Below are 14,251 nucleotides of genomic sequence, written 5' to 3' on the forward strand. Positions count from 1 at the left end.
CCTACTCCGGCATCTGCAGCGCAGACGGCGAGATGATCACACCGTTATTGTCGGCATAGATAAATTCACCCGGTCGAAAGGTCACGCCGCCAAAGGTCACCGCAACATTGAGGTCACCGATACCGCGCTTATCAGTTTTCATCGGGTGACTGGCCAGGGCCTGGATGCCCAGGTCGGTCTGCGCCAGTACATCGACATCACGCACACAGCCATACACGACAATGCCTTCCCAACCATTCTTCGCGGCTTTCTCAGCGAGCATGTCGCCCAGCAGCGCACGACGCATGGAAGCGCCACCATCAACCACCAGCACCTTGCCTTTACCTGGCTGGTCGACCTGCTCCTTGACCAGGGAGTTGTCCTCGAAGCATTTGATGGTGACGATCTCGCCACCAAAGGAATCGCGACCGCCAAAGTTGCTAAACATCGGCTCAACTACCTGCACCAGCTCCGGGTAGGCATCGCACAGATCGGGAGTGATGTAATGCATGGCAAAGCTCCTTGTATGTTGTGGGTTTGCTGACAGGGCGATACTAGCAGGCCATTGAAAAACTACCTGCGTTGGCAATACTGCGTTAAAAACGTCCTCGGAATGCTCATTTACAGCTCGTAAACTCCGCTTCCTCGGTCGTTTTTGCCTTGTCTTGCCTGCCTCGCCTACGTTTTCCAACGGCCTGCTAGCCGCAAGTTTATTCAGTACATGTAAGCGCGCGCCGCTTTTGGCACTAGTTTGCACGGTGTTTGGCACAAGCCGGGCGCGGAAAGTTGAGTCATTTTAGCGGGATGTTTGGCATTTACCTCAATGCCAAACATCCAGGCTATGTCAGAGGTTGAACGTCAAGGTAACAGCACGGACTACACCTCCCTCCCAGTCGCAGGTGTCGTATGCCCACCGCCAAGCAGTCTCTCCGTCTAGGAATTCAACGGAAAGCGCCTCAGAGCCCAAGAACTTACCAATACCCTCGACCTCAATTGAGGCCAATTGAGAGCCGGTAAACTCATGGGCGAGGCACAGAAGTATTGATCTTGGCGACAACTCATCGGTGTATGTCTGTACCCATACGTCCGTGACTGTTACCTCACCGAATGGGGCCGGAAGAGTAAAGGACACTGGGTCACAGCTAGCACCATCGAACCCACCATAGGAAGACCACCCGAAGGAACCATTCGTTGAGTCAGCTACTGTCACCGTCAGAACGACTACATCACCTTGAGGAGGAACCTCAGTGGCTTCTAGAGCCTCCAGCCGACCAAGGATGCTGCTAAGCAACTGTGCGGTGACTCGCAAACCGATAAATGCGCCCACAGGCCAATCGCGCGCCTCCGTACCTTCTAGTCCTCGCTCAACTGTGATCAAACCTTCCTCGGCTGCAGTGATCTTGATAATTTCCCAAGCACTTTCGTTAATCACACCGTCGACAGTCGAGAACTCAACCAGTGTCGGCTGATAAAAACTGTCGCCCCCGAGCCCCACAAGTTTTGCGGCATCAGTAGGATCAATGCTCAGCTGCGTATCTGTTGCCACTGCCGATGCCGTTAATGCTGCCGACCAGTTATTGATAAACCGCTGCATGTTGTCTCCTATACAAACGAAAATTGTTGAGCAGCCCCAAGCTCAACCAAGCCGGTGAGTGGGTCATGGGAGCCATAAAGTGGTGGTGCGTGCGCAAATTCATCGGGCGCGTTCGATGCAAGCCGGCTCCCGGTTACGCCGCCTGGATAAGCCGTGTACCCGTAGCGGTCATTGATTCGCAGTGCAGGAAGGCTCCGTGTCTCTTCACGCAGGCACACCAGATGATTGCTCCACCAGTGCACATAGCAGCGCCAGATGTGCGTATAGCCATCCCCAAGACGAATGTCTGTGGTGCTCAAGCCAGCTAGCCATCCGTTTGGTGGGCCACTGTCAAAGCGCGAGATCGGATCGATCCGGCGCACGGGTGACAAGAAGGCTGAAAGCCCTGATCCACTAGGGCTTTCAGCGCTTACACTGTCAAAAACCTCGCCATTGAGTAATAGCCTGGATTCAGTCGTCAGCGTGCCATCGGATGCGCCTGGACCATTGTTCACGCCGGTTGGGCCGCGCTTCTTGTATTCCTGTACCTGGCTGTACTCGTAGCGCATGGCGTGGCGGTCAATCTCAGTGCCGCCGACCCGCAGCACTATCAACAGATCTTCGGTGGTCGTATGGGTCGCTTCCCACTGCCAGTCGTAGTTACCTTCCTCAATTAGCTCTACGGCAGTTGTGGGCGCGCAAACGCTGCCCGCGCCAAGCGCCTGCTCGACCTCTATAACCTTGGGTGGTGATCCGGTGCCAAGCCCCTCTGCTGCAAAATCAGAGTTCAGGTCATAAGTTACATCGAGGGTTACCGCTTGACGCTCCCCACTGGGGGCGTACCAGTAGCCGAGCACATAGCCCTTGACTGAGGCCTTACGATTACCAGTGGTAATGCTTGTGGCTGGCGTATTCTGAGAAGGAATGCCGTCGGGATCGAGATAGAAATTTGACTCGCTATAAGTCTCGCGGATGCTCGGGCAGGGCTGCCCCGGCACCTCGAAATAATCCCGATCAACGGTGAAACGCCAACCCCAGACACCCGTCCAGGTTGTTATATTGTCCTCGGAGCTTTGCTCAGCAACGCCATTGACGCCGGACAGCAACTCAAGCACCGCAGCAAAGGGACTTTCCGGGGTGCCTTGGCCCGAACAGCGAAGCTCTGCAAACCCCGTAAGCTCCCATGGCATCGGGTATCCAAATCGCGAGTTCCCGCTATCCAGGCCCAGTACAGCCTTACTTCCGTCAGGTAGGCTGTCCCACGTAAATTGCGCCCAGGCCGGGTCAGCAATAGAGTCTGCGGCATACCCCTGCAGGGCAACGGGTACGCTCTGAATATCTTCCTCAGGCAGGTAGTCTAGGCGGCTGATCAGCCTGAACGGGGCTGGCTCAACAAGCGCAGTTCTGGCGCTGTTTGCAACCACGCTGGAGGGCAATTGTACGCCCCAGCATTTACCAGGGCCGACTGCATAGATCAGCTGCGCGGTGATCCGTCGTGCCCCGTACAGATATAGATCAGTGGGGCTGTCGCGCAACGCGATCACGACATCAGTGCGCCACTGACGGCCCGCGATGTTATCGGCAGCGGCCTCGTCTGGAGTGCGAACAATGGAGGGAGTGCCCGGCACCTGTAATCGCAACGACCCGCGCGAGCCGACCCCAAAACCGTTGAGTGTTGTGGTGTTTGGGAGCGTTAAGACGCCGGCCTGTACTCGGCCGTGCCACGGACAGCCCAGAACGCGGTGCCTACCAAACAGCAGGGTGAACTCATCCATCAGTAGGCTCCGCGAACACCTGCTCGACCGGTGCGCCGTTTGCACCCTGCATTACAAATTTCTTCGGTGGGTCTATCTGCCACACAAAGATTCCGTCGACGGTCGTGAAGTAGCGAGCAGCGTGAAACTCGCGCAGCGCGTAGTCAGTTTCAGTCAGCGGGCTGGCGATGCCACCGCCAGTCGCGGGCGGGGTATAAAGCGCATTCGCACGCTTGCCCCGCAATGCTCCGCGTGGTTCAACCGTTTTCAGCGTTTTGCGCTGTCGTGGGTTGAGCAGCGCGTTTAGGGAACCGACCAGGTCTTTACTGCTCATGGCACCTCCGTGATCAGCAGGTCAGTGGGCACATTGATCTGGTAGCTGGCCAGAGACTCACCCTCGGTGGGGTCGCGATAGCGCTCATCAATGTCGGGGGTCGTGAATTGCAGGCGGCGTGGGTACTGCTCAGCACCAGCGATTTTCACGCTGTAATTGCCCGAGAAGCCGTCCAGCTCTTCATCAAAGACAGGCGCGCTCGGCCGGCCACCCAGCTGTGTCGCCAATGCAACGCTGTGGGGTGGTGGCGTGCCAAAGTCAAAGACCGCCTTGGCAGGGGGTACTAGAGCATCGGCAACAACCTGGTCGCCGCCACGGCTGATGGCCAGTAAAATGGCTGCAGTCTCCGAGCCGGCATCGATGTCCCAAGCCTCCAAGACACGGGCCACTTTGCCCTGGGCACGAACGCCCAGGCACGCGAGGTAAACGGTGTGGGACGTGTCGTAAACGGCATCAGTGATGGGCGTCAGGAATGACACCCGAGACTTGCGGTGGCTGGCGCGGATGCGCACGGCCTCACAATGCAGGGCCGTCACCAATGAGTTATCGCGGCGGGAGCCTTCGTCCTTATCGATAACCAGGTCACCCGATTCGTCGAGAACAGCGCCGGCTGGCTCCGAGGTGGGCGGCAAGTCTTCCCAGCTGCCCGCATCGAACTCGACTTCGTCACTGTAACGCTCGCGATCAGGCTGCAGCGTGAATGCTGCAATTGACCCGGTGGCGCTCAGCGTCAGGGTGTAGCGCTCGGTCAGGGTTTGGGAGGTGCGCTGTGCCAAAGAAACCGCAAAACTCAGCATATGCGGGTCTGCGGTAAACGTGTTTTTCCAGAAACCACCAAACCCACACGGGTCGTCCATTGATGGCGGCAGCTCGACCGAGCTCAGCTCACCAACCAGGTGCCACCCACCTTGCTCAATAGCCTCAAGCAGCATGCTCTCGGTTGGCAGCTCGGTGCTGCCTTCGGCCAGCCACTCGCAGAAGTTATCAGTCGGGTGATTCCAGCTAATCGCGTAGGGTCGATGACGCAACCGGGTGTAGCGATACTCCAGCGTTAGTTCCACCTGGTTGACCAGTTGCCCAACATCAGCCGGCTCGATAGCGAGGCTGCCATCGATAACCTCACCAGGGCCAAAGCTGAAGTGCGGTACAGTTGCAGCCGCCCAGGGGGTAAAGCGAATGGTTCCATCAGGCGCACAGTCCAGGTTGCCGGGGGCTGTCGCGCAGCGATCCTGGCAATACTTCCAGTGTGATTCCAGCTCACCGAACACCGCCTCGGCCCAGTAGCTGCCCGGCACCAGTGCGGTGATCTGCGCGGTACTCATCTGCTCAATGCGGTTTTGTATGTCGCACGTCGCTGTCAGGCTAACCAGCTTGGAGCTGGCATCGAGGCCTGGGCGCATTGTTTGGCCCGCAAAGCGCAGCTGCTCGGTGGCGACGTCTTCACCCTCCAGGCGCTGGCGGTACACACGTAAGTGCTTACCTGTCATTGAGTCGAGGTCGAGCGGCCCGGATGGCGGCAGTAAAGACAGCTTCGTCACACGGGCCGCGCCTTCGTCGCGCTCAATAGTGAGGCGGCCTGTCAGCCGTGCGGAAATATCGACCCCGGCCAGTTCAACCCGAAGTCGCCAGCGGACGCTGTCCGCCAGTTCGATGACTTCCACCTGACGCCTGGCACGGCGCGCGCCACCATTGAGCGCAACACTGTTAAGGCCTGCACCGTTGAGTTGCATCAGCGCTCCCTCGCCTCAAGCGACCAGTCATACAGGCCGCGTGATTCGTCAAAGTCGCTGATAACGCCATCGGTCAGCACCATGTAGCGAGGCAGCCAGCTCACCCGGTAGCTGAGTGCACCTGGTACAGCGTTGACGGTGGCAATGTCGCCTAGCAACGTCAGCGGTGTTTCAACCCAACCGGCACCGACCTGTGCCCAGGCCCACGGCGCAACATCGGGCCGGCGCTTGGCAATGGGCGGCAGTTCATAGGCCAGGGCTGTACCGCTGACGCCGATAGGCTTGACGCACCAAAGCTCCAGCGGGCGTGAGTAGTCCAGTTGCTCCAGGGCCGGATCGAGCGGGCCGCTGCCAGCCGAGGTAATACGGGTTTTACGCCAGTGGGTTTGCTTGTAGCCGGTGCCGTCTGCCATACGCTGTTCGGTGCTGCCACCGAATGGCTCATAACGCTGGCGGATCGGCCCGCTCGATGGTGTGATAGGCACGCCGCCCAGCACCATAGGGGTGATCTCGCTCACTTCTTGCCCCCAAATTTCAGCCGCGCAGTGTCGAGGTCATCCTGGAAGCGTTGCACCTCATTCGGTGCGCCTTCCAGGGCATAGGAGCCGCCCCATGGCATGGCCAAATTGACGGGCTGACGCTCGCCCATGCGCTCCAGGCTCTGCGGCAATGCGGGGAAGTCGGGCACGAATGGCTCGCGGCCCGGCAGCTCGCCTGTGCGGTTCATGTAGTCGAGGTTTGCCGCGCCCAGGCGCTGGGCCGAGCGGGCGTTGAGCATGAATTCTTTACGCGATGCGGCGACCAGGACGCTGTCACTCACCGTGCTACCGGGGCCGTCGATCCAGCCACCCGTGGCGCGTTTGATCGGTTTGCCGGTGATGATTTCTGCAGCCTGGTCATTGGCTGCGCCGGATGCTTTCGCGGCATCTGCTCCCGCGCCGATGTAGTTGACCGGGATCACCATGTACTTTTTCAGGCGCTCGGCCAGCTCTTTGGCCTGTTGTTCCAGGTACTCGGCGGACTGCTCGAAACCCGTAAACTCGATATTGATTCGCTTGAATGCCTCGGCCTGGGCCAGCAGCTCATCCATGCCTGCCTTGATTTCGTCCACCCTCGCCTGAGCATCGATGCGCTCGACGTCGGCTTGCATGCCCTCCAGGGCCTTGGCCTCGTCACCGATCTTGGCCAACTCGGCGGCAATGCCTGCAAAGCCATAGCTATTGGCCCCTGCTTCTTTCAGCTCGCGCAGGATCTCGCCTGCCTCGCGAGCCTGGCGAATAGCCTCCTCAGTGTCGCCCGCCACCAGCGACTGGCGCGCGCCTGCCTTCAGTGCTGTTACGTCGCCGAACTCGGCCGGACCGTCATCAGCAGCCGGGGCGCGCATATCCTTGACGAGCTGCTCGAACTCTTTTGCCAAGTCCGCGCGAGACTTCATCGCGGCCTGGGTTTTCTGGTTGGCCGCTTCTAACTGTTTGTTGGCCGCTTCGTAAGCCAGGATTTCTTTGCCCAGCGCGTCCTGGATGTTTTTGAGGTTGTCGGCCTTGATCTTGGCTACAGCTGCCGAATGGCGACCCTCGGCGGCCTCGCGCTCGGCGTGCTCATCTTTGATTGCGCCCAACGCCTTGCGGTAATCACTGGCCCTGCGCTGTGACGCCAGCGCGTCCTGGTTGATTTCGTCGGAGGTGTCCTGCCGGCTGATCAACTCGCCCTGGGCGCGGTAGTGTTCCTCGGCCAGGCGCAGGCGCTCGGCATACGCTTTGCGCTCGGCATCGGTCATGCGGGCCAGCGACTCGGCCGGCAGAATCACCGCATCGGCATACTCGGTGGTTTTCGTCACTGTGGCCTGCAAGCTAGCCTGGTAATCGGCCTGGCTTTTTTGCAGCTCGCGGATGCCATCAATGGTGTCGTACAGCTCGACCAGCTTGCCGCCCGTCCAGGCGACCACGCCCAGGGCCAGTGCGCCCTTGGCCAGCTTGGCCACGTCCGCCAGGTTCTTTAGTTTGGGGATCAGGCCAGTTGCCTCAATGCCCATCGCCCCCAGCGCGGCACGGCCTGCGCCGCTCACGGCGGGCAGCTTGCCCAAGTGCCCGCCTAGCAGCAGCAACGGGTTTATCAACCCGCGTACCGCTAACCCGAGCGGCACTACTACGGTGGCCATAGCACCCACTGCCAGCGTGGTATTCCGGACGGCGGGATCTAGCTGGGCGAAAAATGCGGCAACTTCTACCGCACTTTGTCCCAGGCGTAACAACTGCTGCGCAAGGTCAACCAGCCCTTGGGAGACTTGCGGATCGCTGATAGTGGCAGCCAGATCATTGATCGCCTGAATCAACCCACTGGTATCAGCACCGGAAAGCGCCTTGCTTACTGCATCGCGCAGCCGGGTCATGGCTGCGCCCACGGTGTCTGGCAGCCCCTGAGACTCGGCGCGAATCACATCGAACTGGCTAACCAGCGCGTCGGTTACCATTGCTGCAGTTAGCTCGCCCTCGGCTGCCATCTTGCGAAGCGCACCGATAGGCACGCCCAAGCCCGCAGCCAGCGCTTGCATAAGGCGTGGTGCCTGCTCGGCCACACTGTTGAATTCGTCACCGCGCAACGCCCCGGCTCCCAGTGCCTGGGCAAACTGAATTACGCCATTTTGTGCCTCGGCGGCCGTCGCACCGGACACGCGAAACGACAGCGCCACGGTTTCCGTCAGCTTGAGAATGTCGTCCTGACTACGCCCCGCCTCTTTCAGTGGCCGGCTGATACGGCCGTAAAGGGTCACCAGAGAGTCAACCGGCGCAGCACTGCGCTGTGCGATGCCCTCCAGGTTGGCCAAGGTGCTGTTGAACTCTTCTTGTGAGCTGGTGGCCAGGCGCAAGCGTCCAAGCATGGACTGGTACGCATCCACGGTAGTGGTCAGCCCCTCGATACCCCGCAGCGCCGCCGCCATGCCGGCATAGACCCCGACAAAGGCCACAGCCCCCGCCATGCGGGCTTGCCCTAGGGCAGCTGTCCAACCATTGGTTTGAAATACCAGTTCGGCGGTACGCTGGCGTAGCCGCACCTTGGCCTGCGCCAATTCGGCCAGGCTCAGCCCGCCTTGGGTGGCTAACACGCGGTACTGCTGTTGTAGCGCCACGACCTCGTTGCGGATCTCGCGGTGTGGTCGCACGTTCAGCGCCTGGCGCGCACCGGCAATGCGCGCTTGCTGGTCAGCGGCCTGGCTCGCTTGTGCCAAATCAGCCGCTAAACGCTTCTGCTCACTACTCAGGCGGCTGGTATCCACCCCCGCGCTTTTCAGCGCGCCGGACAACTGGGCGAGCTGGCCTTTTTGCCCGGCAATGGCCTGCTCCATTGCCCGCGCTTCGCCCGTCATTGCGCGGTAGGCTTGCTGCTGCGCCCTGGTGGGCTTCTCGGCGCGGACCAGTTCATCGGCAAGCTCGCGGATGCGTGCGCGGGTTGCGTTGAGTTGGGCCTGGTTCTCAGCTAGGCTGGATTGCATATCCCGAAAGGCATTGATCTGCCCTAGCGGCTGCTTGAGGCGTTCCACCAACTCTTGATAGCCGGCACGAAAGTCCTGCAACTGACGGCGACCATCGCGGGCATCGACTGAAATGGAGAGGCGTACATCACTCATGGAAACAACCCTGATTATGCTGGTGTTGGCACTGCTGCTGTTTTACTGGCCGGCTGCATTCATCGGCGCGGCGCTGCTGATCGCTGCTATCGGCCTGTTGGTTGCGCTGGTCGGGTTTTCTCTGCCCAAACTTCATTAACGTCTTGTTTGCGCCGCCTCGGCCGCGCTAGTCGCTTCATCCAACGCCGCCAGAAAGGTGCCCCAGGGATATGTCCAGACCTGGCTATGGCCGTGCCTGCTTAGGGCGCTGGCGTTTCGCTCAAGTCGGTTGAGAGCCTTTCCAGGATCTGGCGACCGGCGCTTTCGATCCGATCCCGTAGGGCGAAAAAATCCGGGTTCACCTCCTTGCAGCCTTCAAACACTTCGCGTAACTGGCTAGGCGTCAGGCTCTCGGCCTGGCCCGGTGGCAGGTCGGTCATGCTGTACAGGTCAGCCAGGCTGATTTCCTGCAGCAGGGTGTCGTCTATGGGTTCGTGCCCGCCCTCGGCCAGGCGTTTCATCCAGGCGCGAATCTCACCCACGGTCAGCTCGCGAACGATTACCACCAGGTCGGGCAGGCTGATGGTTTTGGTCAGGGTCATGCTCATGCGTGCAGGCTCCAGGGCCGGGCCATTACGGCCCGGCGTGCAGGTGGGTAGTTACAGCCAGGTGATGCGGTAGAACGGTGACTCGCCGGCCGGTGCATCCGGGTAGGCCAGCACCTCGCCCTTGGCCAGCAGCTTGCCGGGGTTCTCGGCGTCGATCAGGGCCAGTTCCTCGGCGGGCGGTGCCTTCCAGCGGTAAACCTCGACAATGCAAGGGCGGTTGCCTTCGGCTTCGTTGAGGCCGTCAAACACCAGGCGGTATTCCTCGCCGGCTTCCACCAGCGGCTCGATGCGCGTGGCGGCGGTGCTGGTGTAGGCGATGGTGGCCGGGGTAGGTTCGGTGATCTCCGTACTGTCATTCGGTACACGCACGCCGGCCGCCGACACAGTGACGGCCACCAGCGGGATATCGCTGCTGTCGCTGGTTTTGGTCAGGGTGATGGCGGTAGGGCCTGGAAATTCGGTCAGGCACAGGCTGCCTGGCTGCAGCAGGATGGCCTCGCCGGTGACGGTTTCCGCCGCCAACTGCACCACCTTGCCCTGCAGGTTCATGGCCATGTTCTCGTCCGTCCATTCCTGCATTTGCACGTCGAGGCTCACACCGTCCGGGGTGTCCAGAGTGGCCAGGTTGCCGCCGCCTGGTTTGCGGTGCTGCTTCCACACCAACTGGTTATTGCGGTGGGCCACCTTCAACTGCTCGACGTCGCCCAGATCACGCAGGGGTGCATTGGCCACGCTGCGGCGCTGGGCATGCACGATGCCGATGCCCTTAAAAACCTTGGGTGCTGCCATGGGTTATTCCCCCTTCACTGGTTCGCCAGCCTTGAGGCTGACGATGATTTCGGCGTCACGCGGCGAGACACTGAGGACGCTGCCCTCGGAGTGCTTCTTGCCGGCGTGGCGGTGGCCATCCTTGCGGGTGATCTTGACCTTCACCTTGGCTGGCTCGTCTGGTTTCGCCTTGTCTGCGGCTTTTGCTTCAGTTGCCATGTGCCCCTCCTAGCGGGTGCGTGGGTGTTCAAATTTCACCGGCCAGGTCAGCACCCAGGCGGCGGTGCCGGCTTTATCCAGCCCGGCGTGGTAAAGGTTGGCGGCGCGCACATCCTTGGCGTTGATGCTGTCCTCAAGCGCCAGGCCGCATCGGCTGCCCGGCAACGCTGCCTGTAGGGTGCTGGCCACCTGCAGCACATTCAGGGCACGGGGTAGGCCCTTGGCATCACCGGCCAGCACCACCGCAACGGCGTGCCCGTAGGCGATCAACTGACCACGGCCATTCAGTTCAAACTTGAGCCCTTCCAGGGCAATGCGGCAGGCGCGGGCTTTGGTTGCGTAGCGCTCCAGGTCGGCCGGGCTGAACCGCCCGCCATGCAGCGCGACCTCAACCTTGGGCGTAACGCCCTGGTACAACTCAGCGGTCCAGGCTTCGATGCCTTGCAGCACCTGGTCAGCGGTTAACTCAGTCATTGGCCAGGCTCTCTAGGTAGTCATCAATCAAACCCACAACGTCATCGCGATCCTGGCCTTCCAGGCCCAGGAACTCGCGCTGCTCGATCCCTCGGTCTGGGTCGCCGTACTGGTGTGTGGCCGCATAAATCAGCGGGCTACCCACCAACACGCTGTCGCCCTGCACCTCGTACGTGATGCTGTCCAGCAGGTGGCCATTGCCTTGCAACAGGCTCTGGCCGCTGTGCCGGGTTTCGGCGTACTCGGGCGACCAGTCCGGCCATCCCTGGCCGCCTGGGCTGGCTTTATCAACCGCAATGCGCCGCCGCGTCTGGCTCTCGACCTCTGCGCCGATCCCTTCCAGGAGCGGCGCGGTGTCCAGTTGTGCCAAGCGCTCCAGCCGGCCAGCCAGGCGTGGTTCAAACGCTAGGTTGGTGCTGATGGCGGCCCCAGTCACAGCAGGTCACCAAAGCGCTTGGGCTGGCTTTCAAACCAGGCCTCGCCGCTGCTTGCCTGCTCGGGCGGGGTTGGCAGGCCAAGGCCTGCGTCACCCGATGCCACCCGACGCAGGTAGCTGATGGCGTCCTCATAGCGCTTGCGCTTGTCCTCGGTCAGCGCACCGCCCTCGCTCGAAAGCAGGTACAGGGCGATATCGCCGACCAGGCCGGGGAAGCGCTCAGGCACCACCGGCAACGGCAAGCGATGCTTGGCGCTGACGTAGCTGTCGATTTCGGCACTGGCGCGGGCCAGTGCGTCCTCAACCACCAGAGCATCAATCACCCCGTCATCATCACGGTCGGCCACCAGCAGCACGGCGTTTTCGCCGTACTGCTTGATAAAGCCCGCCAGGGTTGCGTAGGCCATGGGTTAAGCCTCGCCGCCCTGAGGGTCAGCTGGCGGCGTGTCGTCTTTCTGCTCGCCGTCCTTGGAGGCAGGTGGAGGCTCAGTAGCGGGGGCCGCTGCGGGTTTAGCCGCTGCCTTGGCGGCCGGCTTTTTCGCGGCTGCTTTGGCACTGCCTCCAGCCTTGGCCGCTTTCGCGGCTGGGGCCTTCGCGGGCTTGGCCGCTGCCGCTGGTTTGGCATCCTTGCCAGGGTCAGCCGAGGTAGAGCCACCAACAGCGTCCGGCTCGGCCAGCTCACCATCGAGCAGCTCAACGGTAAGCACCGGGTCGGCCTGCAAACGCTCCAGCTCGGCCTCGGTAAAGCGGTCGGCCGGGTGATCGGTGGCGACTTTGCTGTGGGCGATGCCACAGCGGCGGAAGCCGTCCAGTTTCGAGGTGATACGAATGATCATGGCGGCGACCCCTTATGCGAGCCACGGGCAAACGAGCACCTTGGCGGTGTGATACCACTCGTTGCCGTCGTCGGTATCCTTCTCCAGGAGCTTGCGCGCGGCACCTTCCAGGCGCGGCGGAACCACCAGCAGGTTTGGCGTAATGCCTAGCGGGCGGCCACCGTCTGCCTTGAACTCACCCATAGCGGCGCGGGCGCTGCCATAAAACTCACCGGTAAGAGGCTGACGCGAGGCGTAGGCCATCTGCCAGAAACCAAAGCCGCCGTTGTTACGGGCACGCACGCCATGCACGTATTCGTCATGGTCAAAGACGTGATCGCTCTTGGTCGGGTCGGTTTTGCTCTCAAGCTCAGGCTTGATGCGCTCCTGGTAGATCAGCGGCTTGATGGCGCGGGTGGTATCCAGCAGGAACCACGCAGGGCCAGGGCTAGCGCCGGGAATATCGACGTTGCTGACCGACTCGGCCGAGCCTGTGCCGTCAACTTCCGGGAATACCGGGTGGTCGGTGTCGAAGAAATTCTGGCCGTCAAAGCACAGCGTGCTAAAGCCCGCGGCCAACAGGGCAAACATCAGTTCGTCCGGGTGGCTAGCAGCAGCGCGGCCCATTTCCTCGAACATCGGGCGGTAAATGCCTGCGGCGTCGTCTTCAATGGCGGTGCGTGGAACGGCCACGGTGCCTTCAAATTTCTTGTTGGTGATGGAGTAGCCGTGGGCGGCCATGTCCTTGAGAACACGCGCGCCAATCCATTCACGCAGTTTCGGGAACTGGCCTAGCCAGCCGTAAGTGTTGCTCGCAGTGGTACTGGGCACCACCGTGGCAATTTCTTTGAACAGACCTGGCGCAGACGCCAAGCCGCGTTGGTAGTCAGCGCGGTAGCCGACAAACAATGCTTGCAGCAGTGCGGGGGTTACAACGGCCATTATTTAGCCTCCGGGTTGATCAAGCTGAGGTATTCCGCCTCGGACATACCGAGCAGGCGCGCGGCATCCTTTTGCTCGGAGTTGAGAGCAGTGGTGGTTTTTGGCAGCTCATCACTGAGCACCTGCTCGGTGACGGATGGCGCGGCTTTTACGAACTCGCGGAAGCGCTCCAGACCGCCTTCTTGGTTACACGCTTTGACGTGGTAATCCTTGGTGGCAGGGGTGATCTTGCCGGCCTTGAGCGCGGCGGTGATCTCGCTATTGATGGCGGTTTCCAGCTCTTTTTCGTCGCGCTGGGTCAGGGCCTGCTCGGCGTTTTTGGCGCGTTGCTCCAGGGCGTTGTAATCGCCACGCGGCACAAACAGTTGCAGGGACGGGGATTTCTCGCTGTTCAACGCCGTTTCTTTGGCATCTTTAAGCGCTTGAATTGCCGCCACGGCTTGTTCCTCCGTGGCGTTTTCAGGCAAGCCGAGGGCTGCCCGGATGGCTTCTGTGAGCATCGGGGGTTTCTCCATTGATGGGACTTGTTCGGCGTTAAGCGCCTTGATCAACAGATTCGGCTTGTTGGTTAGGCCGAAACTGGAGAAGCGGTGAATGCGCCCGGTGTCGTCATAGGTGAAGACGGGCGACAGGTAGCGGTATTCGCGTTCGCTGATGGCGTTGCGGGCTTTGGCCGTCCAGTCCACGCGGGCTTCAAGCGCGCCGCGCTCATTTACCCGGTACTCCCGCGCCCAGCCGGATGCCGGGGCATCATCGCCCTGGGGGGCTTTCAGCTCGGTGGCGTGCAGGTAGTCAAACGGCAGGTCAGCGCCCTTGCTATGCGCCAGGGTGTTGGCCATTACTTCGGCCGGGTCATACGTCCAGGTGCGGCTGTCGCGGCCAACTACGGACGGGCCAGGCGGAAGCACCTCGACCCATTCAGGCACATCAGCGCTCAGCTCAAAGCAGAGGGCTGTGGAAGTGGCGCGATTGTGTGGGGCGTTTTGTGTGTTCATGCCGCTAGTTTCGGCGGCAT

17 protein-coding genes are annotated in these 14,251 nt (G+C 61.1%); 1 reads left to right on the plus strand and 16 read right to left on the minus strand.

Translation table 11 applies throughout. The features are described 5' to 3' along the window. Position 1: 1 nt before the first annotated feature. The 7 genes from rraA to AC0T4W_RS11515 all read right to left on the minus strand — a co-directional run bounded on the left by rraA (position 2) and on the right by AC0T4W_RS11515 (position 8,995). The gene (gene rraA / locus AC0T4W_RS11485; RefSeq protein ID WP_233685127.1) at positions 2-490 is read right to left on the minus strand and encodes a ribonuclease E activity regulator RraA; all 489 of its coding nucleotides are present in this window, start codon (positions 488-490) and stop codon (positions 2-4) included. Between the two features lie 333 nt (positions 491-823). Further along, a complete protein-coding gene (locus AC0T4W_RS11490; RefSeq protein ID WP_476319106.1) occupies positions 824-1,573 on the minus strand; it encodes a hypothetical protein in 750 nt (249 codons plus the stop codon). Between the two features lie 8 nt (positions 1,574-1,581). Then, positions 1,582-3,327 (minus strand): hypothetical protein, encoded by a 1,746-nt coding sequence (locus AC0T4W_RS11495; RefSeq protein WP_476319107.1) that lies wholly within the window; start codon positions 3,325-3,327, stop codon positions 1,582-1,584. Next, positions 3,320-3,640, minus strand: coding sequence for a hypothetical protein (locus AC0T4W_RS11500; protein WP_476319109.1), 321 nt, complete (start codon positions 3,638-3,640; stop codon positions 3,320-3,322). Before AC0T4W_RS11500 ends, AC0T4W_RS11495 begins: the two co-directional genes overlap by 8 nt. Beyond that, the gene (locus AC0T4W_RS11505) at positions 3,637-5,370 is read right to left on the minus strand and encodes a hypothetical protein (RefSeq protein WP_476319110.1); all 1,734 of its coding nucleotides are present in this window, start codon (positions 5,368-5,370) and stop codon (positions 3,637-3,639) included. The genes AC0T4W_RS11500 and AC0T4W_RS11505 overlap by 4 nt, the downstream gene beginning before the upstream one ends. Beyond that, positions 5,370-5,888, minus strand: a complete 519-nt coding sequence (locus AC0T4W_RS11510; RefSeq protein WP_476319111.1) for a hypothetical protein — start codon at positions 5,886-5,888, stop codon at positions 5,370-5,372. The genes AC0T4W_RS11505 and AC0T4W_RS11510 overlap by 1 nt, the downstream gene beginning before the upstream one ends. Then, positions 5,885-8,995 carry a tape measure protein gene (locus AC0T4W_RS11515; RefSeq protein WP_476319112.1) on the minus strand — a complete coding sequence of 1,037 codons (3,111 nt, stop codon included), beginning with the start codon at positions 8,993-8,995 and terminating at the stop codon, positions 5,885-5,887. The genes AC0T4W_RS11510 and AC0T4W_RS11515 overlap by 4 nt, the downstream gene beginning before the upstream one ends. On the opposite strand from AC0T4W_RS11515, the gene AC0T4W_RS11520 reads away from it, so the two are divergent. Then, positions 8,994-9,134 carry a hypothetical protein gene (locus tag AC0T4W_RS11520; RefSeq protein ID WP_476315914.1) on the plus strand — a complete coding sequence of 47 codons (141 nt, stop codon included), beginning with the start codon at positions 8,994-8,996 and terminating at the stop codon, positions 9,132-9,134. The two genes, AC0T4W_RS11515 and AC0T4W_RS11520, sit on opposite strands and share 2 nt — an antisense overlap. Positions 9,135-9,234: 100 nt before the next feature. Here the strand turns inward: AC0T4W_RS11520 and AC0T4W_RS11525 are convergent, their stop codons facing one another. Genes AC0T4W_RS11525 through AC0T4W_RS11565 form a run of 9 tightly spaced genes read right to left on the minus strand, consistent with a single transcriptional unit; the run spans position 9,235 to position 14,231 of the window. After that, positions 9,235-9,582, minus strand: a complete 348-nt coding sequence (locus AC0T4W_RS11525) for a hypothetical protein (protein WP_476319113.1) — start codon at positions 9,580-9,582, stop codon at positions 9,235-9,237. A 51-nt stretch (positions 9,583-9,633) separates the two neighbouring features. Then, positions 9,634-10,371, minus strand: a complete 738-nt coding sequence (locus AC0T4W_RS11530; RefSeq protein WP_476319114.1) for a phage tail tube protein — start codon at positions 10,369-10,371, stop codon at positions 9,634-9,636. Between the two features lie 3 nt (positions 10,372-10,374). After that, entirely contained in the window at positions 10,375-10,569 is a 195-nt protein-coding gene (locus AC0T4W_RS11535) for a hypothetical protein (RefSeq protein WP_476319115.1), read from the minus strand. Between the two features lie 9 nt (positions 10,570-10,578). Beyond that, the gene (locus tag AC0T4W_RS11540; protein ID WP_476319117.1) at positions 10,579-11,043 is read right to left on the minus strand and encodes a hypothetical protein; all 465 of its coding nucleotides are present in this window, start codon (positions 11,041-11,043) and stop codon (positions 10,579-10,581) included. Further along, the gene (locus AC0T4W_RS11545; RefSeq protein WP_476315929.1) at positions 11,036-11,479 is read right to left on the minus strand and encodes a phage virion morphogenesis protein; all 444 of its coding nucleotides are present in this window, start codon (positions 11,477-11,479) and stop codon (positions 11,036-11,038) included. The genes AC0T4W_RS11540 and AC0T4W_RS11545 overlap by 8 nt, the downstream gene beginning before the upstream one ends. After that, positions 11,476-11,886, minus strand: a complete 411-nt coding sequence (locus tag AC0T4W_RS11550) for a gp436 family protein (protein WP_476315932.1) — start codon at positions 11,884-11,886, stop codon at positions 11,476-11,478. Before AC0T4W_RS11550 ends, AC0T4W_RS11545 begins: the two co-directional genes overlap by 4 nt. Positions 11,887-11,889: 3 nt before the next feature. Further along, positions 11,890-12,315: an HI1506-related protein gene (locus tag AC0T4W_RS11555; protein ID WP_476315935.1), complete on the minus strand. Its 426-nt coding sequence runs from the start codon at positions 12,313-12,315 to the stop codon at positions 11,890-11,892. Between the two features lie 12 nt (positions 12,316-12,327). Beyond that, on the minus strand, positions 12,328-13,236 hold the full coding sequence (locus tag AC0T4W_RS11560; protein ID WP_476315938.1) for a Mu-like prophage major head subunit gpT family protein: 909 nt from the start codon (positions 13,234-13,236) through the stop codon (positions 12,328-12,330). After that, entirely contained in the window at positions 13,236-14,231 is a 996-nt protein-coding gene (locus AC0T4W_RS11565; protein WP_476315941.1) for a phage protease, read from the minus strand. The genes AC0T4W_RS11560 and AC0T4W_RS11565 overlap by 1 nt, the downstream gene beginning before the upstream one ends. Positions 14,232-14,251 lie beyond the last annotated feature (20 nt).

It is taken from the genome of Pseudomonas sp. C7.1, assembly GCF_056312395.1.